The sequence below is a fragment of the Chelatococcus sp. GCM10030263 genome (genome assembly GCF_042666455.1).
GTDB lineage: Bacteria > Pseudomonadota > Alphaproteobacteria > Rhizobiales > Beijerinckiaceae > Chelatococcus.
On record NZ_JBHTDB010000009.1, the window covers coordinates 358,954 to 379,029 of the forward strand.

Annotated in this window: 18 protein-coding genes and 1 tRNA gene; 10 read left to right on the forward strand and 9 right to left on the reverse strand. The window is 64.2% G+C overall.

The features are described from left to right. Positions 1-177: 177 nt before the first annotated feature. Both ACFQU1_RS20610 and ACFQU1_RS20615 read left to right on the forward strand, forming a co-directional pair. Complete coding sequence (locus ACFQU1_RS20610; RefSeq protein WP_378136167.1) at positions 178-3,570, forward strand: autotransporter outer membrane beta-barrel domain-containing protein; 3,393 nt, start codon at positions 178-180, stop codon at positions 3,568-3,570. A 200-nt stretch (positions 3,571-3,770) separates the two neighbouring features. Further along, positions 3,771-4,196: a L,D-transpeptidase gene (locus ACFQU1_RS20615; RefSeq protein ID WP_378136169.1), complete on the forward strand. Its 426-nt coding sequence runs from the start codon at positions 3,771-3,773 to the stop codon at positions 4,194-4,196. Between the two features lie 47 nt (positions 4,197-4,243). Here the strand turns inward: ACFQU1_RS20615 and ACFQU1_RS20620 are convergent, their stop codons facing one another. Then, a complete protein-coding gene (locus tag ACFQU1_RS20620) occupies positions 4,244-4,990 on the reverse strand; it encodes an SOS response-associated peptidase (protein ID WP_378136171.1) in 747 nt (248 codons plus the stop codon). Between the two features lie 3 nt (positions 4,991-4,993). Beyond that, positions 4,994-5,308: a hypothetical protein gene (locus ACFQU1_RS20625; protein ID WP_378136173.1), complete on the reverse strand. Its 315-nt coding sequence runs from the start codon at positions 5,306-5,308 to the stop codon at positions 4,994-4,996. 70 nt (positions 5,309-5,378) lie between these two features. On the opposite strand from ACFQU1_RS20625, the gene ACFQU1_RS20630 reads away from it, so the two are divergent. Then, positions 5,379-5,582 carry a hypothetical protein gene (locus ACFQU1_RS20630; protein ID WP_378136175.1) on the forward strand — a complete coding sequence of 68 codons (204 nt, stop codon included), beginning with the start codon at positions 5,379-5,381 and terminating at the stop codon, positions 5,580-5,582. After that, positions 5,575-5,892, forward strand: coding sequence for a hypothetical protein (locus ACFQU1_RS20635; RefSeq protein WP_378136177.1), 318 nt, complete (start codon positions 5,575-5,577; stop codon positions 5,890-5,892). Before ACFQU1_RS20630 ends, ACFQU1_RS20635 begins: the two co-directional genes overlap by 8 nt. A 10-nt stretch (positions 5,893-5,902) precedes the next feature. On the opposite strand, the gene ACFQU1_RS20640 is transcribed toward ACFQU1_RS20635, so the two are convergent. From ACFQU1_RS20640 to ACFQU1_RS20650, 3 genes are all read right to left on the reverse strand, one after another. Further along, positions 5,903-6,130, reverse strand: a complete 228-nt coding sequence (locus tag ACFQU1_RS20640; protein ID WP_378136179.1) for a hypothetical protein — start codon at positions 6,128-6,130, stop codon at positions 5,903-5,905. A 66-nt stretch (positions 6,131-6,196) separates the two neighbouring features. Then, on the reverse strand, positions 6,197-6,691 hold the full coding sequence (locus ACFQU1_RS20645; RefSeq protein ID WP_378136181.1) for a thermonuclease family protein: 495 nt from the start codon (positions 6,689-6,691) through the stop codon (positions 6,197-6,199). A gap of 243 nt (positions 6,692-6,934) precedes the next feature. Then, complete coding sequence (locus ACFQU1_RS20650; RefSeq protein ID WP_378136183.1) at positions 6,935-7,837, reverse strand: ParB N-terminal domain-containing protein; 903 nt, start codon at positions 7,835-7,837, stop codon at positions 6,935-6,937. Between the two features lie 198 nt (positions 7,838-8,035). On the opposite strand from ACFQU1_RS20650, the gene ACFQU1_RS20655 reads away from it, so the two are divergent. Then, positions 8,036-8,395 (forward strand): DUF6378 domain-containing protein, encoded by a 360-nt coding sequence (locus ACFQU1_RS20655; protein WP_378136185.1) that lies wholly within the window; start codon positions 8,036-8,038, stop codon positions 8,393-8,395. Here ACFQU1_RS20655 and ACFQU1_RS20660 read toward each other — a convergent pair. Further along, complete coding sequence (locus tag ACFQU1_RS20660; RefSeq protein ID WP_378136188.1) at positions 8,372-8,854, reverse strand: hypothetical protein; 483 nt, start codon at positions 8,852-8,854, stop codon at positions 8,372-8,374. The two genes, ACFQU1_RS20655 and ACFQU1_RS20660, sit on opposite strands and share 24 nt — an antisense overlap. Before the next feature lie 118 nt (positions 8,855-8,972). On the opposite strand from ACFQU1_RS20660, the gene ACFQU1_RS20665 reads away from it, so the two are divergent. The 3 genes from ACFQU1_RS20665 to ACFQU1_RS20675 are packed head-to-tail and all read left to right on the forward strand — an operon-like array spanning position 8,973 to position 10,352. After that, positions 8,973-9,218 (forward strand): hypothetical protein, encoded by a 246-nt coding sequence (locus ACFQU1_RS20665; RefSeq protein WP_378136190.1) that lies wholly within the window; start codon positions 8,973-8,975, stop codon positions 9,216-9,218. 13 nt (positions 9,219-9,231) lie between these two features. Further along, on the forward strand, positions 9,232-9,996 hold the full coding sequence (locus tag ACFQU1_RS20670; RefSeq protein ID WP_378136192.1) for a phage antirepressor KilAC domain-containing protein: 765 nt from the start codon (positions 9,232-9,234) through the stop codon (positions 9,994-9,996). Next, positions 9,993-10,352, forward strand: coding sequence for a hypothetical protein (locus ACFQU1_RS20675; protein ID WP_378136194.1), 360 nt, complete (start codon positions 9,993-9,995; stop codon positions 10,350-10,352). Before ACFQU1_RS20670 ends, ACFQU1_RS20675 begins: the two co-directional genes overlap by 4 nt. Before the next feature lie 123 nt (positions 10,353-10,475). Here ACFQU1_RS20675 and ACFQU1_RS20680 read toward each other — a convergent pair. The 3 genes from ACFQU1_RS20680 to ACFQU1_RS20690 form a co-directional block, all read right to left on the reverse strand. Further along, positions 10,476-10,552, reverse strand: a tRNA-Pro gene (locus tag ACFQU1_RS20680). 181 nt (positions 10,553-10,733) lie between these two features. After that, a complete protein-coding gene (locus ACFQU1_RS20685) occupies positions 10,734-12,197 on the reverse strand; it encodes a mannose-1-phosphate guanylyltransferase/mannose-6-phosphate isomerase (protein WP_378136196.1) in 1,464 nt (487 codons plus the stop codon). A 29-nt stretch (positions 12,198-12,226) separates the two neighbouring features. Then, positions 12,227-13,102: a hypothetical protein gene (locus tag ACFQU1_RS20690; protein WP_378136198.1), complete on the reverse strand. Its 876-nt coding sequence runs from the start codon at positions 13,100-13,102 to the stop codon at positions 12,227-12,229. Between the two features lie 245 nt (positions 13,103-13,347). Between ACFQU1_RS20690 and ACFQU1_RS20695 the strand changes: the two genes are divergently transcribed. Then, positions 13,348-14,511 (forward strand): alpha-D-ribose 1-methylphosphonate 5-triphosphate diphosphatase, encoded by a 1,164-nt coding sequence (locus ACFQU1_RS20695; RefSeq protein ID WP_378136200.1) that lies wholly within the window; start codon positions 13,348-13,350, stop codon positions 14,509-14,511. Positions 14,512-14,702: 191 nt separating this feature from the next. After that, positions 14,703-19,988 carry an MG2 domain-containing protein gene (locus ACFQU1_RS20700; RefSeq protein WP_378136202.1) on the forward strand — a complete coding sequence of 1,762 codons (5,286 nt, stop codon included), beginning with the start codon at positions 14,703-14,705 and terminating at the stop codon, positions 19,986-19,988. Positions 19,989-20,076: the final 88 nt, after the last annotated feature.

Here is a 20,076-nt window from a genome sequence, read left to right on the forward strand (position 1 = left end):
ATGCTACCGGATAAAAATTGGCCATTTTCGGGTAAATCGGCGGATTGGCGGAGAAGCAACCCTTGTCGCGCGGATGCGGCGTATGGTCCCATTCTTCGGTATTGGGCCTGTAAAGCCAACTTGATTCGACTCTTGTAGCCGACATCAAGCAGCAGTTGTGGTTGGGGGTGGGGCTGTATGACTTATGAAGCGAGTTCAGTAGAGACGAGCTCAATTGCTCGTTCGGCGAGACGATACGCGGGCAGTATCGAAGCTAGGTACCGGAGAGTACTGCTTGGAGCCACTGCACTTGATGCGGTGGCGCTTTTGGTTAACGCATCAGCCGTTCCACTGATCGCGGGATCGGTTGCTCTTCTCGCCAGTGGCTTGCCTGCCCGGGCCAATGACGAATGCGGTGCGGCGGCGACGGTGACATGCGGTAGCGTAGGCGGTGGCACCGCCGGCGACGGCGCTCCCGATGCCGGTAATCCCTATACGACCGGCATCAGATACTCGGGTGCGGCCAACACCAGCTACGACGTAACGGTTTTATCGGGCGTGGTGGTTCAGACACCCACCCCAGCCGGGAACGGCATTGCCGTCCTGCCGACCGGAACGGCGAATGCTTCCGTCAGAACTGAGGGAAGCGTCTCGATCACGACTACCCCGTCGATTGGTGTCGTCGGAACGCCGACTGCGGTCGGCATTCAGGTGATAACGCAGAACGGGAACGGCAGCATCTATTTTGCGGGTGGCCGGATCGAATCGCATCTGGCCCTGAGCGCCGCCGTTCAAGCCGGGTTTGCGGGGTCTGCTCATATTGAAGCGGCGGCTGGCTCGACGTTGGTGCAGAACCCCTCGATAGCTGTCAATTACAACCACCCCGGTACCTCCGGCGGTCGAGGAATGATTCAAACGTGGTCGAGGGGCGGCGGCGATTCCACCGTTGTGACGGCCGCCGATATCACGACCCAGTCCTACTGGACCCGTGGAGCGATGGCCTTCGCCGAAGGTGGCGGCGACGCCATCATCACGATGACCGGGGGCAATATTACGACGTACGGCAATCAGTCGTTTGGGCTCGAAACCAATGTCTATGGGGCCAACGGCGGTCGTGCGATCGTCAACGCCAGCAACGGCACGATCACGACCAGTGGTCTTGGCGCCTACGGAATTTGGGGTCTTGCCGATTCTCCCACAAAGGAGGCGAACAACGTCTCCGTTGAGAATATGCAGGTGGTGACGAATGGCGACGGCGCCCACGGCATCTTCATCTTCAACGCAGGTGGGGCCATTCAGACGGATGTCACGGTCAGCGGTGGTCTCCTGCAGACGAACGGCGCCGACGCCCACGGCATAACCTATGTGGATGCTGGCGCCGGGCACGGCGACATCAATGTCAACGGTACCGTTGTGGCCAACGGCGCGGATTCGAGCGGCGTCTATGTGGAGTCATCCTTCGGCGCCACTTACGCCGTCAATGTGGCCAGCGGCTCCGTCACTGGCGGATCCGGCGAGGCGGCCGCCATTCGCGCGAACAACAATGGCGGAATGCCGACGTCGGGAAGCGTGAACGTCGCCGCCGGTGCCACCCTGGACGGCACGGCGTCGGGCATCGCCATTCTCGATCAGGCCGGAGCGATGTCCATCGTAACCCAGGGCACGATCATCGGCGATGTGGTCACCAACGAGGGCAGTGATAGCTTCACCATGACGGCGGGAAGCCTGACGGGCAGCCTGGCGATGGGGGCTGACGCGGATACGGCGACCTTCAGCGGCGTGTCCTTAGCGACGATCCCCGTGATCGACGGCGGATTGGGCAACGACACGCTGAACCTGAACGGGATCACCCACAGCGGCGGCGATGACCTCGTCCAGTGGGAAACCGTCAATCTCGCCCAGGGCACGTCTTTCAACCTCGCCAGCGATCTCGTCACGGGCGACGCCGGCAGCGGTGGCGGCTTGGTGACCATCGACTCCACGTCGCTGCTTTCGGCTTTCGGCGCGCGCCAGGTCGTGGGAAGCTTGGCGAATGCCGGCACCGTGACCATGCGCGACGGGGCCGCTGGCGATCGATTGACGGTCGTCGGCAACTACACGGGCGCGAATGGTCGGCTCGAACTCGATACGGTGCTCGGGGACGATTCGTCCGCCTCTGACCGACTCGTCATCAACGGCGGGACCGGCACCGGCTCCACAGCGATCAGTGTGACGAATGTGGGCGGAACCGGTGCCTTGACGACCTTGGACGGCATCAAGGTCGTCGATGCCATCAATGGCGCGACGACCGCCGCGGGCTCCTTCCACCTGCTCGGCGACTACACGACGGCCGACGGCCGGTCGGCGGTGGTTGGGGGCGCCTTCGCCTATACCTTGTTCCACAATGGCCGATCGGACCCCCAGGACAGCGATTGGTATCTTCGCTCGCAATTGGTGCCGACCGACCCAACCGACCCAACCGACCCAACGGTTCCTCCTGATCCGACGGACCCAGTCGATCCGCCGGTGCCGAGCCTACCGCTCTATCAGCCTGGCGTGCCCGCGTATGAGGTTTATCCGCAATTGCTTCTCGGCATGATGCGGATGCCCAGCTTGCAGGAGCGGGCGGGGAACAGGTACTGGAACCAGCTCGGGCCCGCGCCCGTCGAAGACACGGTCTTCTGCAAGGACGCAAGCCGCAATTTCCGGTGCCAGCTGACTGAAGACCAGGCCAGCTACTACGGGTCCGGGGCGGGCCAATCTGTTGCGACAGGGAAAGGTGTCTGGGCGCGGATATCGGGCGTGCATAGCAACATCAGCCCTGACCTTTCTACGAGCTTCTCGAAATACCAGCTCAATTCCTGGGAGCTCCAGGCCGGGATCGATGGCCAGCTCGTTCAAAACCAACTCGGCGCACTCATCGGGGGCATCTCGGTCCATCTCGGGACCGGCAATGCGGATGTAAACTCGATCTATGGGGACGGCGGGGTCGATGCCACCCAGTACGGCGTGGGTGCGAGCCTTACCTGGTACGGCAACACCGGGTTTTATGTCGATGCGCAGGGCAAGGTGAGCTGGTTCTCCAGTGATCTGAACTCGGATCTTACGGGCCGTTCCCTCGCCGGCGGCAATGATGCGGTCGGTTACGCGGCGAGCCTCGAGACCGGCAAGCGCATCGATCTCAACGATGGCTGGAGTGTTACCCCTCAGGTGCAGATCTCCTATAGGTCGGTAGATTTCGACACATTCCAGGACGTCTTCGGAGCCGTCGTGTCCCTCCAGGACGGCGAGAGCCTCCTCGGGCGGCTCGGCGTCTCGCTGGACCACGAGAAATCCTGGGTTGGCGCAGAAGGCCAGATCCAACGCCGGCACTTGTACGCCAGGGCGAATCTTTACAACGAGTTCGAGGGCAAGACTGTGGTCGACGTGTCCGGCGTCGACTTCGAAAACCGCAGCGACCGCCTTTGGGGCGGCCTCGAACTCGGCGGTTCGTACAACTGGAACAATGACATGTATTCGGTCTTCGGCGCGGTGGCGGCGAACACCAGCCTCAAGAACTTTACCGAGAGCTATGCCTTGAGCGGATCGGTGGGGCTACGCGTCAAGTGGTAACATCGACGAGCGGCACAACCCGCCGGCGGCACTTTGCCGCCGGCGGACTCATTTCGCTAGTATTAGTGCTGCCCTCTTGCTCGGCACCGGACAAAGCGCAGGTTGATCCTAGGGCGATAGCTTTCGCGGGTGAGCCTTACCCGGTACGCTTGGTCGACAGGACAAAATTCAAGCGAGACGTCTATGCCGTTACGCTCGCTATGGACATCGACGCTGCCCCGGGCTCGATTGTCATCGATACTGCCGACAAGTACCTCTACCTCGTGGAAGGGCCGCATAAAGCGCGTCGTTACAGTATCGGCGTGGGTCGTGCCGGCCATAGCTGGCACGGTCGCGCCGAAGTCGGGCGGAAGGCCAAGTGGCCGGCGTGGTATCCGACCGACGATATGCATGCGGAATCGCCAGGCCTGCCGAAGAGGATAGAACCGGGGCTGGCCAATCCACTTGGTGCCCGGGCGCTTTATCTTTTCGCCAACGGTAAGGACACGCTCTACAGAATCCACGGCACCACAGAGCCCTGGACGATCGGTACCGAAGCGTCATCCGGATGCATTCGGATGCTGAACGAGGATGTGATCGAACTCTACGACCGCGTTCCCGTCGGTGCCCAGGTTCGCATTATGTGAGCCGCGCCGAGCTGATGCGGACGCGGCGTCAAGCCGCACCTAACACGTTATCCAACTAGATTTGTCAGTTCTGTAGCCGGGGAGCCATCCTGCTTCACGCCCCTGGTCACGATCTGCAGGGCACCGTCCGGCAATGGCCGCTGCAAGGCTTTCGCCTCGTCCCACGGCGCCCTCATCCAGACCTCGCGCTCTTCCTCCGTCGTCAGGATGACGGGCATCGCCTTGTCATGAATGGGCTCAACGTCCGCGTTCGGCTCCGTCGTGAGGAAGCCGTAGAGTTCGCAAGTGACCTCGCCCTCCTTGATCTTCCGCACGCAGGTCCAATCCGGGACCCACAGGCCGGCAAAGAAGGCGAGCGGGCGGCTCTCGTCGAAGGCGAACCAGATGTCGCCGCCGGCCGCGGCATTGAACTCGCTGAACGACGTGAAGGGTACGAGGCAGCGGTTGTCCGGTCCAAGCCAACGTTGCCAGTGCTTGCTGCTGACATTGCGGATATTCGTGGTGCCCTTATCGGGCTCCATCCTGAGCAGCTCTTTGAAATCGACCGTCTGCCCTTTGGCTCTCAGCTTCTCCGCCCGGCGCTCAGTTTTTTCCATCTGAGCCTTCGCCGACGACGGCATGCCCCATCGGGCCATCGCAAGCTCGCGCCCCTCGGGGCCGGTCCGGACGATCGGTGCAAGGTAGTCGGGAAAGACGCCGGGCATCGGCGGCAGGTTGCCCGTGCGGTCCACCAGGGCGCGTGCGAGGTCCAGCATGGCCTTCTGGTTGGTCGTGACGCTATAGAGGTTGCACACGGCTCATCCTTTCCGTCCGGCGGTGCCTCGCCGCCACACCATCCAATGGGATCCCCGGCCTCGCTCGCGCGGGTCGAATGGCTCTCCGCCGAAATGCGCCATGAACAACTTAGCGTGCTCGGCTTCGGCGAAACAGTAGACGTGATACCACTGACCGCCATGGTAGAGATGATGGCCGCGCGGGGCGAGCGACAAGGGCTCGCAAAATTCGCGGATTTCCGCGAACCGGCTGCGCGTGACCTCGCCTGACAGCGCCACCTGATGTGGCCAGCGCCGGTCCACCTCGGCTGGTGAGAGCTCGCCCTTGCGTCGTGACATTCGACACACTTTGCGCGGGATTTCGTTCTTTTTTTGTTCTCATTGCCGCTTGCCTCGATAAAATGCCGGCATGAATGACGGACCCCTTTCCGATAGTGCCATCGATGACGTTGTCCAGGCCTATCTCCAGGCCGAAGGCGACGCCTTGGCCGCCCTCAGGGCCGCGGTGCGCGATGCGATTGCGGATCTCACGGACCGGGAGCTCCGGCTCGCGGCGGCCGAGCGGCTCGTCTCACGTGGGTATGTGCGCGGCCGACTGGGCCACGATGGCTGAAGCCATGGACCGGCTTGTCGATTACCCGTTCGTCGTTGTTCGCCTAGGCTGCGAACTGTGCGGCCGCCGGACAGCCAACTACCGGCTCGCCCGCCTCGCCGCCAAGTTTGGGCCGGAGATCAGCTTGCGGCAGCTGGTGGAGTACCTGTCGTGGGACTGTCCCCTGCGGGACCCTGCCGTCCCAGGCAAGCGCCGTCGGCACCGCGACATGCCGTGTGGCGCGATGCTGATCGACTTGAATGGACCGCCGCGACCGCCGGACCTGCCAACCGAGATGATGCGGTTGAAGGTGGTGGGTAAGAAGGGGTGAGCGACACCGATCAGTCGGAAGGATCCAGCGGCAAAGCCTCCGCCTGCCTCACCAAGGCCTCGCCGAGACCCCGCGCTTGTTCGCGCGACAGGCTGACCTCGAGCAAAGCGACGTTTCGTCGCCACTGTCCGGGGCTGGTTTCGACGACGATGAACACCTCGACATCACCTGCGGCGGTGATCTCCGCTTCCCATGCAGCAACCGGCAGAGCCTCCAGGCTCTGGCACAATCCGGTCATGTCATTCCCCCCGATGACAGACAGGGACAATCCCCGACAGGAGGATACCAAAGGCCACAGCCTTAGCTAGCTCTGTCGCCTGCCGAGCTTGGCGCACCAGTCGATGCGTCGGCCACAGTGGCGGCCGCAGACGTAAGGCACAGCGAGCCCATGGCGAACCATGATGGCGGCGACGTCCTCACCGTGAAAATAGACGTGCGCCAAGCTGCGGCCGTAACGATCACGTTTGTCCGTGCGCTGGATGTCAATGCCGCCGGGGACCATGGAGCGCATGTAATTTGTGGCGCGCTGACCGAGTCGCAATTCGGCCGAGCAATGCGCCTGATAGGTCTCAGGCGCGTCCAGGCCAATGATACGGATGTGCTCACCGCCGACAACGAGGGTATCGCCGTCAATCGCGATGATGGGCGGCCGGTCGAACTCACCAGCCCATGTCCGCTTGCCCCCGAGCGCCAACACGACACCCGCAAGCGCTGCGGCGATGAGCACGAGAACGGCTGTGCGGCGGCGCCGTGCCTGCTCTGGTGTCAATTGCGGATCAGGTCTGTCGCTGTTGCCCATCTCTTCCCCCGAGACAGACCGACATTATGCCGAGTGGACCGGCTTGTTGAACCGACTCGACAGGGCAGCTTGTATGTTGCCTCGGAACGAATTGCTGGCTACGGCGGCGGCCAGGGTCGCGCCTCTTCCGCCTCCGCGCGGCATTTGTCGCTGACGATGAGCAAGTTACGATTGTCGCCGGCGGTGCTGTTATGCTGTTGACCACGGCTGAATCCAGGAGAACTCCTGCCTCCCGACGTTTTCCTAGCCCGCTTCACAGCTCAAAGCTGTCGCCACGCGCGCGTCCAGCCAAGACCCGATGCGCCGAACCAGCGACGATAGCGTAGTATCGATCCCTGATTTAGAATCTTGATCTGCGAGATGAATCTGTTCTTGGAAATCGATATCGTCTAAGGCTCGGAATAGCCCTTCACCTGCTTCGCGCCAAATCGGCCGTTGCGCGAGCACCTCCGCCAAGGCCCTCATCAGAACTCCCTTCAGCATGCCTGGGTTGCCGTTCCCCGTTTCCACTACGCACTGGAGAGCTGTGATCGCGGTCTCGTCGCCATAGGCAGCGACGATTGCCTTCAATGAGCTGATTGCGACAGTTCCGTTCGGCGGCAGATCTCGAGTGGACGGCTTGTGCCGTGGAATCTTCACGCCGGCTCTTATGCATACCTCAAGAACGCGTCTCGCGAAAGGATCTCCCGACTCAAGCTGCGCGTGAAATATGGTGTTTTGCGTTAACCGCGTAATCTTCGCGTTAATGGCTGCAAATGCAGCCGCTTGCTTATGCCGATCTGCCTGGACCACCTGACACGGTACAGTCTTGATATCTCGAAGAAATGCCGCTGTCGTTCGATGCTGGCCATCGATGATGGCGTAAAAGCCCCCTTCGACTGGAGCTGCGATCACCGGAGTAAATTTGGACCAATCGAAGGACTTGGCAATCTCTACGATATGCCTCCACGCAAGGCTTCCCATCGCTCTTTGGTATGTGTCGTCGATGACAAGCATGTGTACCGGCAGCCACTGAAGCATCGGTGCCGGACCGGTATTTAAAGGTGAAAAGTCCAGCTTGTCGTGCTTTGGAATGCACTTCGCGGTAATAGTCCGGAGTTGTGTATTGTAGTCAGACGTAATGGGCGACGATGAGTGAATATTCATTGGGCGATCTCCTTCCGGTTTAGCGAACCGTAGTGAAGCCCCAGCGCCCCTATATATTCATAGATGCCTTGCTGCCTAGAGGGATTAGAAGGCGAGTCGTGCAGATGGGGAAGGACCGAAGGTCTCAGGAGGTAGACTTCTTGGGGATAAGTATGGGGTTGCGGAAAACGATCCGGTCGGCAAGCGCCCCGGCCATGATTGGATGACCCGAAAACGCCCAACGCCGTGTCGAGCTCGCCGCCGGAAAATAGAAACGGCTTCGTCGAGCAAAAAACCGGGGGAAGCGCAACAACTCTGGTCGACGGCGACCGTCTCGAACAGCACGGCGACGTGCACGAGTGTTTCGCGCGCATTGCCGCGCTGTGGACGGCCTACCTCAAGATCCGGCGCGAACCGGCCGCGCCGCTTTGCGCGTTCGATGCTGCCGAAATGATGTCGCTCATGAAGAAGGCGCGGAAGCATGGCGGGGCCGCCAACCCCGACGACCACGTCGATGATGTCGGATATGCCGCTATCGCGGGGGAGTTGGCACCACTAAGTTTTTTTTGGGTTCCGTAGCAGTTTAACGAGCTTTTTGGTGCCATCTGGAGTGAAGATGTCTAGCTTGCCTATAGTATTACGAATCGTCTCGTGCATTTTTATGCTCTCTTCGGTGCCGAGGGTCGACCTGTGAAGCGGCGATATAGCCACAACAACCGAAGAAATATCTTTGATGAGGTCAAGAACAGCATCTCCAGCCTTCCTGGGGAAGCTAGCTAGGGCGCTCATTCTTTTGGCATCATCGTTTTCCGGATCGGTTATCTCGTCCAAAGCTGAAGTGATCTCACCGCCTTTCTCGTTTGCGAGACGAAGCAATGCCGGGAACGCCTGATCGGCAATCAGACCGAGGTAGCACAGCCGGCGAATCGCCTCGCCCCGCGACCGGATCCGATGCGCAAACATCCAGTCATCGATCGCTTTCAGATCGGAGGGCGACATCATTGTCACAACGCGCTGGTCTTTGAGTTCATCGGCCATCGGCGCCACTCCATGGAAAACTTGTGCAACTTTGCCAAGTCTTCTTGACACGGCACGGGCGGTAAGGCAACGCTGGAAAAGTTGGCAAAGTTGGCAAACTCTGCAAAGGCGGTGGTGCATGAACGAACGACGACGAATGCGGTTCGCGGTGATGCTGACCGATGGGGAGGTGCAGAGAATCCAAAACTTCCGCTTCGCCAACCGCATCGGCACAACGGCGGAGGCTGTAAGAATGCTTGTGGAGAAAGGCTTGGAGGCTTCAGCCTCGAAGGCAGCGACGGGGGTGCAGTTTGGCGACCAAGCCCCCGCCGCTGCTCTGAACACCACCGCCGTGGCAGGCGGTGACATCGTCACCAACGGCTGAACAGGAGCCACTGATGAACGTCCATACAAATAACACCAGCCACTCGATCATTCCAGCGGCGTTCGGCGCCAATCAACCGCTGACGATGTCGAGCCGCGAGATCGCGGACCTGGTGGAGACGCGCCATAACGATTTGATCGCGACGATCGAGCGGCAGATCGATGCCGGGATTTTACGAGTTAGTCGTAATAATCGGCGCCGGGTGGAACCGGAGGGCCGCGGGCGTCCCATCGAAGTCTATGACCTTGACAAGCGTGACACCCTCATCGTGGCGTCCGGCTATAGGGACGACCTCCGCGCCAAGATCATCGATCGATGGATGGAGCTGGAGGAAAGGGCCGCGAAGCGCAATGACCCCATGGAGGTTCTGAACGACCCTATGGCCATGCGTGGGCTACTCCTAACCTATTCGGAGAAGGTCATCGCGCTGCAGACCGAGAACAGCGAGCTGAAGCCCCAGGCGGAAGCTCTGGAGCGCATCTCGGAATCGTTCGGCTCCGTCTGCCCGACCGTTGCGGCGAAGTCTCTGCAGGTGGCGCCCCGGTGGTTGATACGCTGGCTCCGGGCGAACTCGTGGATGTACCGCCGCAGCGGCTCGTCTCACGACGTCGCCTATCAGGACAAAATCAACACTGGCCTGATGGAGAACAAGCCTCACACCTACCAGACCGACGACGGAACCGATCGCACCGTCTACCGGGCTCTCGTGACCCCCAAGGGCATCGCGAAACTCGCGCAGATCTTCAACGCTGATCGGCAAGACGGGCTGGACGTATGAGCGCCGGAGGAACGGTCAATAGACATCTCGCCGAGCAGGCAGTCGAGCACGTCGATGTCACCTCGGTGAGCATGGCGGGGCTCTTCGGCCTCTACATCGCCTTCGCGGCAGCGAAGGAACTGATGCTCGCTCACACCGGCTTGCCGGAAAACCAGGGCGACGAAAACGACATCCTGTCTGATGAGGTAGAGCGTCTTTGCTGTGTCCTGGAGAAGATCCAGGAGGCCGCATCCGCGAGGGAGCCTGACAACCCGATCGACCGCGGCTGGCGCGCCGAGATCATCGTCCGATGGGGCTTGGAATGTGGCCAGTGGGGCTGGGTCGCCGAAGGCCTGGATGCGTCCCGAGCAGCCTGACTGAATCGACATGCTGGAAAATGAGAGGGCGCCCGCGAGGCGCCCTTTTTTGTGTCCGGCCCATTTCTTGGGCCATTTCCTGGGCGGGCTATTCAGTGGGATTTGCGAAACCCTTGGTCCGCTTGGTCGGAGTGGCAGGATTCGAACCTGCGACCCCCTCGTCCCGAACGAGGTGCGCTACCAGACTGCGCTACACTCCGACATCGCTTGCGCGAGGCCGGTCTTATAGCCGTGCCTTCGAAGGGCCGCAAGCCGTCATGGCACTGATCACACATCTTATTGCGACAGAGCGGCAATTGCGGCTCCGCAGCGCCGGAACGGCTGGCTCTTCGGCCGGCAGCCCCTGATCCGATCTCGCGCTGATCGTCCCGAGATCGCCGTCTAGGCGCCCTTGGCCGCCTCGATCGCGTTGTCGACGCGGGCGTAGACGTCCTCGTAACGGACGATGTCGTCCTCGCCGAGATAGGGGCCGGACTGCACCTCGATGAGGTTGAGCGGCACCTTGCCGGGGTTCTCCAGCCGATGAACGCAGCCGAGCGGCAGGAAGATCGACTCGTTCTCGCGCAAGAGCACCTGGTCATCGTCGCGGGTGACGAGCGCCGTGCCGTTCACCACCACCCAATGCTCGGCGCGGTGATAATGCTTCTGCAGCGAGAGCTTCGCGCCCGGCCGCACGGTGATGCGCTTCACCTGGAAGCGCTCGCCCATGTGCAGCGACTGGTAATAGCCCCAGGGGCGGTGCACGCGCGGGGTCTGGGTGGCGGCCTCGTGGCCGTCCTTCTTCAGGCGCTCGACGAGCTTCTTGACGTCCTGGTCGCGGTCCCGCCGGGTAACGAGCACCACGTCGGGCGTCGCCACGACGACGAGATCCTCGACGCCGAGCGCCGCCACCAGTTGGCCCTCTCCGCGCAGATAGCAGCCCTGCGCCTCCTCGGCGACGACATCGCCCACCATGAGGTTGTCGGCCTTGTCCCTGACGCCGATCTCCCACAGCGCCGACCAGCTGCCGACATCCGCCCAGCCGCAGTCGGCCGGCACGACGGTGGCCTTGTCGGTCTTTTCCATGACGGCATAGTCGATGGAGATCGACGGCGAGGCGCGGAAGGCCTCGTCCTCGAGCCGGAGGAAGTCCATGTCGCGCTTGGCGTCGGTAACCGCCGCCCGCGCCTGCGCCAACACGTCGGGCGCGAGCCGCGCGAGATCGTCCAGGAAAACCTTGGCCGGCAGCAGGAAGATGCCGCTGTTCCAGAGATAATCGCCGCTCGCCAGATAGCTCTCCGCCGTGGCGGCATCGGGCTTTTCGCGGAAGCCGGCGACGCTGTGCGCACCGGGGCAGGCGGGCAGGGCCTCGCCGACATGAATATAGCCATAGCCGGTCGCGGGCGCGGTCGGCTTCAGCCCGAAGAGCACGAGCTGACCGGCGGCCGCCGCCGCAGCACCCTGGCGGACGGCGGCGAGGAAGGCTGCGGGATCACGCACCACATGGTCGGCCGGCATGAGCAGGACGGTCGCTGCGGGGTCATCCTCGAGCGCCAGCAGGGCGGCAACGGCCGCAGCGGGGGCCGTATTGCGTCCGGCCGGCTCCAGCACGATTGTCGCGTCGTCGATGCCGAGCCCCCTGAGCTGCTCGGCGATGACGAAGCGATGCTCGGCATTGGCGATGACCAGGGGAGCATTGAATTCCGCGCGGTCGGCGACGCGCCGCGCGGTTTCCTGCAGCATGGTCTTGTCGCTGGCGAGCGGCAGCAACTGCTTGGGATAGGCCTCGCGCGACAGGGGCCAAAGGCGGGTCCCTGTGCCGCCGGACAACAACACCGGCGTGATACGAGCGTTCGACTGGGCCATGGACAAGGGCGCTCCAATGGATCCTACATTCAGAAGCGGTACCACAAACCGGTGACGAAGCCAGCCTCGACCGGTGCGCTTCGACCGGCGATCATGGCGATGGCGGCCAGTTGCACGGACCAATGGTGGGCGAAGTCCCACACCACTCCAAGCTGGACTTTGTGATAACGCGCTTCCGTGAATATCCCCGCATCGCCATCATTCGCAAGGACATTGAAGGATTGCAGGAGGATAAGCCAGTTGCGCCGCGGTCGTACACCCAGCGTAACGTCGATGCGCAACTCGTCCTCGGCATACCCTGCACGCAGCCGGTAGCCGGCCTCTGCGTTGATGAAGGAGGGCCAGGCGCCAAGCGCGAAGGATTTGCCGAGGAGGAGGCGGACGTCGGCTTCCCAAGCGGTGCAGCAGGCCGCTGCGGGATTGAGCCGATTGGCGGGTACGGGCAGACGGGCGCTCGCCTGTATTGAGACGACCCAGCTCTCGCCCTCGAAAAGGCGGAAGCGTCCGCCGATCTCCGTATGGCCCGGTCCGACATAACGGGCGCCCCAGCCCGGCACCGAGGCGGCGAGAAGAGAGGGCGAGAAAAGGCCGGTGAAGCGATCGGTGAATCCGTATTCGAGAAAAGCCGATGCTTCGAATTTGCGATAGCTCGGGCCGCGCAGGACGCGCCCTCTGGAGTCGTAATAGAGCTGGGCGCTGACAAAGCTGCCGGTGACGATCACTTGGCCCTTGCCGGCGGGAAGCGTCCAGGCGCCGGCAACGGCGACATCGACGGTGGCCAAGGGGGCGGCGAGGGCAAGGACGACCCATGCGCAGAGGGTGCACAGCCGCCGGCGAACCCGCCGCTCCGATATGGCCGCGATCCAGCACGCACGTGCCGCGCGGACGAGATGTTCCCCCATCATCGTCGGTGCGGATCAGGACGGCGTTCGGTCTGGTCTGGCTCTCTGGTTGAAATGAACCTGCATGCGCTTCCCCCCGGACTTGCAGGCGATGAGATCCGGGTTTTCTGCCCCCGGCCAAACAAGGTTAACGCAATGCTTGAGCTTGTCCAGCATGTCGGCGGTAACGTGATCGGCGGCGAGCATCCTGGCCCGATCCCAGTTTTTTAGGCGAGACTTGGGGAATGATTTTGCAGTAGAGACGACCCATGCTTGCGTCCGGCCACCTTGCCCAGGATCACGTCGTCGAAAATGCCCGCCTGGTCCTGCCGGATGGGGTGATCGAGCATGGCTGGCTCGCCATGGCGGGCGGCATCATCGCCGATCTCGGCGAGGGTGATGCTCCCGAGCGCGGCCTCGATCTCGGGGGCGATTATCTGCTGCCGGGGCTGGTCGAGCTCCATACGGATCAGCTCGAGAGCCATTTCCGGCCACGTCCGCGGGTCAAATGGCATCCCTTGAGCGCCGTCATGGCCTATGACGCGCAGATCGCCGCGGCCGGCATCACCACCGTTTTCGACTGCCTCAGGGCCGGTTCGGACGAGGAGGGGGGCATGCCGAACAGCGACCTCTGGCTGCTCGCCGAGGCGCTCACGGAGGCGTCCCAGGCCGGGCATCTCAGAGCCGAGCACCGCATGCACCTGCGCTGCGAGGTCGCGACGAATGACGTCCTCACCGATGTCGAGGCTTTTGCGGCGCGGTACCCCCTCCATCTCATGTCGCTGATGGACCATACCCCCGGCCAGCGGCAGTTTCGCGACATCAGCCTGTGGAAGATGTATTTCACCAGCAAGGTGGCCCGCACCGAGGAGGAGGCCGAGGCGATGGTGCGCCGGCGATTGGCGCTCCACGCGGCCAATGCCGCCCGGCATCGCCGCTGGCTCGTCGACTTTGCAAAGTCGCAGGGAGCGGTGCTGGCGAGCCACGACGACGGAACGCCCGAGCATGTGGCGGAATCGATCGCCGACGGGGTAGCGGTTGCCGAGTTTCCAACGACCCATGAGGCGGCTGCCGCCTCGCATGCGGCGGGCATCCGCGTCATGATGGGCGGGCCCAATGTGGTGCGCGGCGCATCGCATTCCGGCAATGTGGCCGCCGAGGACCTGGCGCGCGCCGGTCTCCTCGACATCATCTCCTCGGATTACGTCCCGGCGAGCCTGATCATGGCCGCCTTCGCCGTGCCGGAACGCGTGCCTGAAATCGGCCTTCCGGAGGCGGTGCGCATGGTCTCGCTCACGCCCGCCCGGGCCGCCGGGCTGACTGATCGCGGCGCGCTCGCCGTCGGGCTGCGCGCCGATTGCCTGCGGGTTCATTGCGCCGGGGCCGTGCCGATTGTCCGGCAGGTGTGGCGCGAGGGCCTGCGCGTCGCCTGATCGGCGCTGGATGCATTGCAGGATGCAGTGCGAATGATAGGCTTGGCCGTAAACAACGATTGTTGCTGATCGCCATCGACGCAGATGGCGCACCTTCCGGGCAATAACATCTTGCCCGATCAACAAATTAGAGCGGGACCTTGAATCAAGGTGAGATCAGCCCGCTCACGGCAACGCAAGGGAGCAGTCGCATGGTTGGCAGCCGATCACGCCGAAGCTGGAGGCTCCTGGCGGGGCTCGTCGCTGCCCTGCTGGTGCTGCCGCCCGCAGCACCGGCCTCCGCGCAGGCCCGCCCCGCCGCGGCGGCAAGCGAGCCGACCAAGGCTTATCTTCGCGACGATCTCGCAAGCGATGCGGTCAGGCTCGAGGCCGATTTGAAGCGTGAGGCGGCGCTGCCGGCGGGGCGTCCCGGCACGCCGCCCGCCCGCCTCAAGCAGGATGCGGCTGCGGCGCTCGGGCGCGGCGATGCTGCCGGCGCCTTGGCGCTTTATGGAAGCGTCGTCGCAACCCAGCCCAATGATCCGGCCGGCTGGCTCGGCTATTCGGCGGCCTCCGCACAGTCCAAGAGCGACGATTACCGCGCCAACCAGACCTTTCAACGCCGTGCGCTGGCGGCTGCCTATGCCGCCTATCAGAAGTCGCGGACGCCAGCCCAGCAGGCAACCGCGCTCGCCGACCTCGGCGCGCTCTTTGCCACGCGCAACCAGTGGCGCGCAGCCATCGACACCTATCGCGCGAGCCTGGCGCTCGCCGACGTGCCGGCTCGGCGCGCGACCTACGAGGATCTGGTCGATAAGCACGGCTTCCGCATCACCGGCTATACGATCGATTCCGATGCTGCGACGCCGCGCGCCTGCTTCCAGTTTTCGGAAGATCTGCAACGCGGTCGAGCGGATTTCTCGCCCTTCGTGGCAATCGCCGGCGCCAACAATGCGGCCGTTACGGCGAACGGCACGGAGCTCTGTGTCGATGGGCTGGAGCACGGCAAGAGCTATGCCGTGGTGCTGCGCCAGGGCCTGCCCTCCGCCATTTCGGATGAGGCGCTGCGGCGGAGCGCCGATTACACGCTTTATGTGAAGGACCGCAGCCCGCAGGTGCGTTTCACGGGTCGCAATTACGTGCTGCCGCGTACCGGCCAGCAGGGCATCCCGGTGGTTTCGGTGAATACGGCCAAGGTCGATGTCCAGATCCTGCGCGTCGGCGACCGCGGCCTCCTGCCGACGCTTCGCTCCGGCGACTTCCTCGGCGGGATCAGCCGCTATACGGCCGAAAACTATGCCGACGACAAGGGCCAGCGCGTCTGGCAGGGCACGCTCGACGTGGCGAGCAAGCTGAATCAGGACGTGGTGACGGCCTTCCCCGTGATGGAGGCGGTCAAGAACACGCTCGAGCCCGGCGTCTATATCATGACCGCCGCGCCCGCCGGCGGCGCGACCGACCAGGACTACGGTGCCAAGGCGACGCAGTGGTTCGTGGTCTCCGACCTCGGCCTCACCGCCGTCTCGGGCGACGGCGGCATCGAGGTGATGACCCGCGCGCTCGGCACGGCCGCGCCGCTCGCCGGGGCGGAGGTGAAGCTGCTCGCCCGCAACAACGACGTGCTCGCCACGGAAAAGACCGACGCGGACGGCCGCGTGCGCTTTCCCGCTGGGCTCGCGCGCGGCACGGGCGGTGAGAGCCCCGGCCTCATCGTCGCGACGACCGCGGCCGGCGACTACAATTTCCTCGACCTCGCCCAGAGCCCCTTCGATCTGAGCGACCGCGGCGTCAAGGGCCGGCGTGCGCCCGGACCGCTCGACGCCATGATTTTCACGGAGCGCGGCGTCTACCGCACCGGCGAGACCGCCTTCGTCACCGCGCTGCTGCGCGACGACAAGGGCGTGGCGGCGCCCGGCCTGCCGCTGACCCTGGTGGCGCGGCGGCCGGACGGCGTCGAATACCGGCGCGCGCAGGTGACCGATCAAGGGGAGGGCGGCCGTGCCTGGTCGCTGCCTATCCTCGCCGGCGCCATGCACGGAACCTGGCGCATCGAGGCCTATGCAGACCCCAAGGGCCAGCCGATCGGTAGCACGTCGCTTCTGGTTGAGGACTATGTGCCGGAGCGGCTCGAGTTCACATTGTCGGCCAGCCAGAAGGCGCTGAAGCCGCGCGAAGCGGCCGATATCACGGTCGATGCTCGTTATCTTTACGGCGCCCCAGGCGCGAGCCTCGACGTCTCCGGCGAGGTCTCGATCACCGCGGCCGCAACACCGACGATCCCCGGCCTCGATGGTTTCGAGATCGGCCTGTCGGATGAGGAGTTCTCCGCCGTCACGACGGAGATCGAGCAGCACGCCACGACCGACGCGCAAGGCAAGGCGGACATCGTGGTTCCGGTCGAAGCCGTTTCGGCGCCGCGGCCCGTGGAAGCGAAGGTGACGCTCCGTGTCGGTGAACCCGGCGGCCGCGCCGTCGAGCGCAGCCTCACCCTGCCGATCCTGCCCGACGGCAAGGTGATAGGCGTGCGCAAACTGTTCGGTGAGTTGAGCGCCGGCTCTGCCGCGACCTTCGACGTGGTGCTCGCTGCCGCGACGGGTGAACGCCTCGCCGGCCCGGCGCAATGGAACCTTTATCGGCTCGAACGCGACTACCAATGGTACAGCCGTGACGGGCGCTGGTCCTACGAGACGGTGACGCGCACGCGCCGCGTCGCCAACGGCCGCCTCGATATCGCCGCCAATGCGCCGGGTCGCATCGCGGCGCAGGTCGACTGGGGCTCCTACCGCCTCGAACTCACCTCCGATCAGCCGGACATCCGCCCGACCAGCATCACCTTCGACGTGGGCTATAGCGGCGAACAGACGGCGGATGCGCCCGACCGGCTCGACGTCACGCTGGACAAGGCTGCCTATCGCGCCGGCGATACGATGACGGTCACCGTTAAGCCGCGCTTTGCCGGCAAGGCAACAATCGCTGTTGTCACCGACCATGTGCTCGCGGAGAAACTCGTAGACGTGGTGCCGGACGGCACCTCGGTGACGCTGCCGGTCCAGGCGGACTGGGGCGCAGGTGCCTATGTGGTCGCCTTCGCGCACCGGCCGCTCGATGTGGCGGCCAAGCGCATGCCCGGCCGGGCGATCGGCCTCGCCTGGTTCTCGATCGATCGCGAGGCGCGGGCGCTGACCCTCGACCTCGGCGCGCCCGCGACCATGCGGCCGCGCGAGACCCTGCGCCTGCCGATCAAGGTCGCCGGCATGGCGGCCGGCGAGAAGGTCTATGTCACGGTTGCAGCCGTCGATGTCGGCATCCTCAATCTCACGCGTTACGAGGCGCCTCAGCCGACAGACTATTTCTTCGGCCAGCGACAGCTCGGCGCCGGCATCCGCGACCTCTATGGCTATCTCATCGACGGCATGCAGGGCACGCTCGGCGCCATCCGCTCGGGCGGCGACGGTGGAGGCGCGGAGATCGTCGGCTCGCCGCCGGCGCAGGAGCCGGTGGCGCTCTATTCGGGCGTCGTGGAGGTTGGCGCCGACGGCACGGCGGAGGTGACCTTCGACATCCCGGCCTTCAACGGCACGCTGCGCGTCATGGCGACAGCCTGGACGAAGAGCAAGGTGGGCGAGGCGAGCGCCGATGTGGTGGTGCGCGACCCCGTCGTGGTCAATGCCACGCTGCCGCGCTTCCTCAATGTGGGCGATGAATCCCGCCTGGCGCTCGACATCCACAATGTGGACGGTGTACCCGGCAGCTATCGGCTCGCGCTGAATTCGAGCGGGCCGCTCGGCATCGATGCCGGCCAAGTCGAGCGCAATCTGGACCTCGCCGCCGGCGGCCGCACCACGCTCGCGGTGCCTGTCACCGGCACGGCCGTCGGCATCGCCACGCTCGATGTGCATCTGACCGGCCCTGGCGGCTTCGATGTGACGCAAAGTTTGCGCATGGGTGTGGAGCCCGGCCGGCCGCCGCTCGTCAACCGCACCGTGCGGCCCTTACCCCCGCAAGGGTCGGTGCGCCTGTCGAGCGATCTCTTCGCGGATCTCTTGCCGGGCACCGGGCTTGCCTCGATCTCCGTGGCGCCGCTGACGGCGCTCGACGTGCCGGCGCTGCTCGCGGCCCTCGACCGCTTCCCCTACGGCTGCACCGAGCAGACCGTGAGCCGCGCGCTGCCGCTGCTCTATGTCAATGCGCTCGCGGCCGCCAACGCCCTGCCGCCCGACATCAATGTCGATCAGCGCATCCAGCAGTCGATCGAACGTGTGCTGGCGCGCCAGGACGGCAACGGCTCCTTCGGGCTCTGGTCCGTCGGCGGCGACGACATCTGGCTCGACGCCTATGTCGCCGATTTCCTGACGCGGGCGCGCGAGCGCGGCTTCGTGGTGCCGCAGGTCGCCTTCGACCAGGCGCTCGAGCGGCTGCGCAACTATGTCGCCAACACCACCGACTTCAGCGACGGACAAGGCGAGGGGCTCGCCTATGCCGCCTATGTTCTGGCGCGTAACGGCCGGCCGGTGATGGGCGATCTGCGCTACCTCTCCGACGTCAAGATCAAGGATTTTGGGTCACCGCTCGCCCGCGCGCAGATCGCGGCGGCGCTCGCGCTGCTCGGCGATCGCGGCCGGGCGCAGAGCGCCTTTTCCTCAGCCGTGGAGCAACTGTCGTCGGTGCAGGATTCCGTGACCTCGCGGCCGGACTATGGCTCGCGCCTGCGCGACGGCGCGGCCGTGCTGACGCTCGTCGCCGAGACGGGGGCTGCGCCGACGGATATCGCCAATGCCAGTCGCGTCGTCGAGGATGCGCGGTTGCAGCGAGCCTATACCTCGACCCAGGAGGAGGCTTGGCTCGTGCTGGCGGCGGAAGCCCTGACCAAGAGTGCTGACAATCTCGATCTCAGCGTTGACGGCACGCCGCACAAGGGGGCGCTCTACCGCAATTTCCGGCCGGATGCGCTGGCCGGCGCAGGCGTCACCGTGACGAACAACGGCCGCACACCGCTCAATATGGTGGTGAGCGTCGCCGGCAATCCGGCAACGCCGGAGCCCGCCGCCAGCCAGGGCTATCAGATCGAACGCACCTATTATCGGCTCGATGGAACGCAGGTTGATCCTGCGACCGTGCGCCAGAACGATCGGCTCGTCGTCGTGCTGAAGGTCACGGAAACGGAGGCCGCCTTTGCGCGCCTCCTGCTGACGGACTACCTGCCGGCCGGCTTTGAGATCGACAATCCCAATCTCGTCGACTCTGGTTCCCTCGCCGGTTTGCCCTGGCTGAAGCGCGATGTGGAGCCGACCCATACGGAATACCGCGACGACCGCTTTGTCGCCGCCTTCGACCGCGACGGCAGCGATGCCGCCTTCTTCACGGTCGCCTATATGGTCCGCGCCGTCTCGCCGGGGCGCTATGTCCATCCGCCGGCGCTGATCGAAGACATGTACCGGCCCGAGCGCTTCGGCCGCACGGATTTCGGTGCGGTCGTGGTCGCACCGGCGGGACGGTGAAAGGAGTCTTCTCCGATGGAGGGGAGGCGCAGGAAACACCCCGTCATCCCCGGCCTTGAGCCGGGGATCCCAATCGGAAGAGCGACAA

What these genes read in the sequence shown, in the direction of transcription:
- ACFQU1_RS20610 (WP_378136167.1), top strand. Translation starts at nt 178, where the DNA reads ATGACTTATGAAGCGAGTTCAGTAGAGACGAGCTCAATTGCTCGTTCG.
- ACFQU1_RS20615 (WP_378136169.1), top strand. Translation starts at nt 3,771, where the DNA reads ATGGACATCGACGCTGCCCCGGGCTCGATTGTCATCGATACTGCCGAC.
- ACFQU1_RS20625 (WP_378136173.1), bottom strand. Translation starts at nt 5,308, where the DNA reads ATGTCACGACGCAAGGGCGAGCTCTCACCAGCCGAGGTGGACCGGCGC.
- ACFQU1_RS20630 (WP_378136175.1), top strand. Translation starts at nt 5,379, where the DNA reads ATGAATGACGGACCCCTTTCCGATAGTGCCATCGATGACGTTGTCCAG.
- ACFQU1_RS20635 (WP_378136177.1), top strand. Translation starts at nt 5,575, where the DNA reads ATGGCTGAAGCCATGGACCGGCTTGTCGATTACCCGTTCGTCGTTGTT.
- ACFQU1_RS20640 (WP_378136179.1), bottom strand. Translation starts at nt 6,130, where the DNA reads ATGACCGGATTGTGCCAGAGCCTGGAGGCTCTGCCGGTTGCTGCATGG.
- ACFQU1_RS20645 (WP_378136181.1), bottom strand. Translation starts at nt 6,691, where the DNA reads ATGGGCAACAGCGACAGACCTGATCCGCAATTGACACCAGAGCAGGCA.
- ACFQU1_RS20650 (WP_378136183.1), bottom strand. Translation starts at nt 7,837, where the DNA reads ATGAATATTCACTCATCGTCGCCCATTACGTCTGACTACAATACACAA.
- ACFQU1_RS20660 (WP_378136188.1), bottom strand. Translation starts at nt 8,854, where the DNA reads ATGGCCGATGAACTCAAAGACCAGCGCGTTGTGACAATGATGTCGCCC.
- ACFQU1_RS20665 (WP_378136190.1), top strand. Translation starts at nt 8,973, where the DNA reads ATGAACGAACGACGACGAATGCGGTTCGCGGTGATGCTGACCGATGGG.
- ACFQU1_RS20670 (WP_378136192.1), top strand. Translation starts at nt 9,232, where the DNA reads ATGAACGTCCATACAAATAACACCAGCCACTCGATCATTCCAGCGGCG.
- ACFQU1_RS20675 (WP_378136194.1), top strand. Translation starts at nt 9,993, where the DNA reads ATGAGCGCCGGAGGAACGGTCAATAGACATCTCGCCGAGCAGGCAGTC.
- ACFQU1_RS20685 (WP_378136196.1), bottom strand. Translation starts at nt 12,197, where the DNA reads ATGGCCCAGTCGAACGCTCGTATCACGCCGGTGTTGTTGTCCGGCGGC.
- ACFQU1_RS20690 (WP_378136198.1), bottom strand. Translation starts at nt 13,102, where the DNA reads ATGATGGGGGAACATCTCGTCCGCGCGGCACGTGCGTGCTGGATCGCG.
- ACFQU1_RS20695 (WP_378136200.1), top strand. Translation starts at nt 13,348, where the DNA reads ATGCTTGCGTCCGGCCACCTTGCCCAGGATCACGTCGTCGAAAATGCC.
- ACFQU1_RS20700 (WP_378136202.1), top strand. Translation starts at nt 14,703, where the DNA reads ATGGTTGGCAGCCGATCACGCCGAAGCTGGAGGCTCCTGGCGGGGCTC.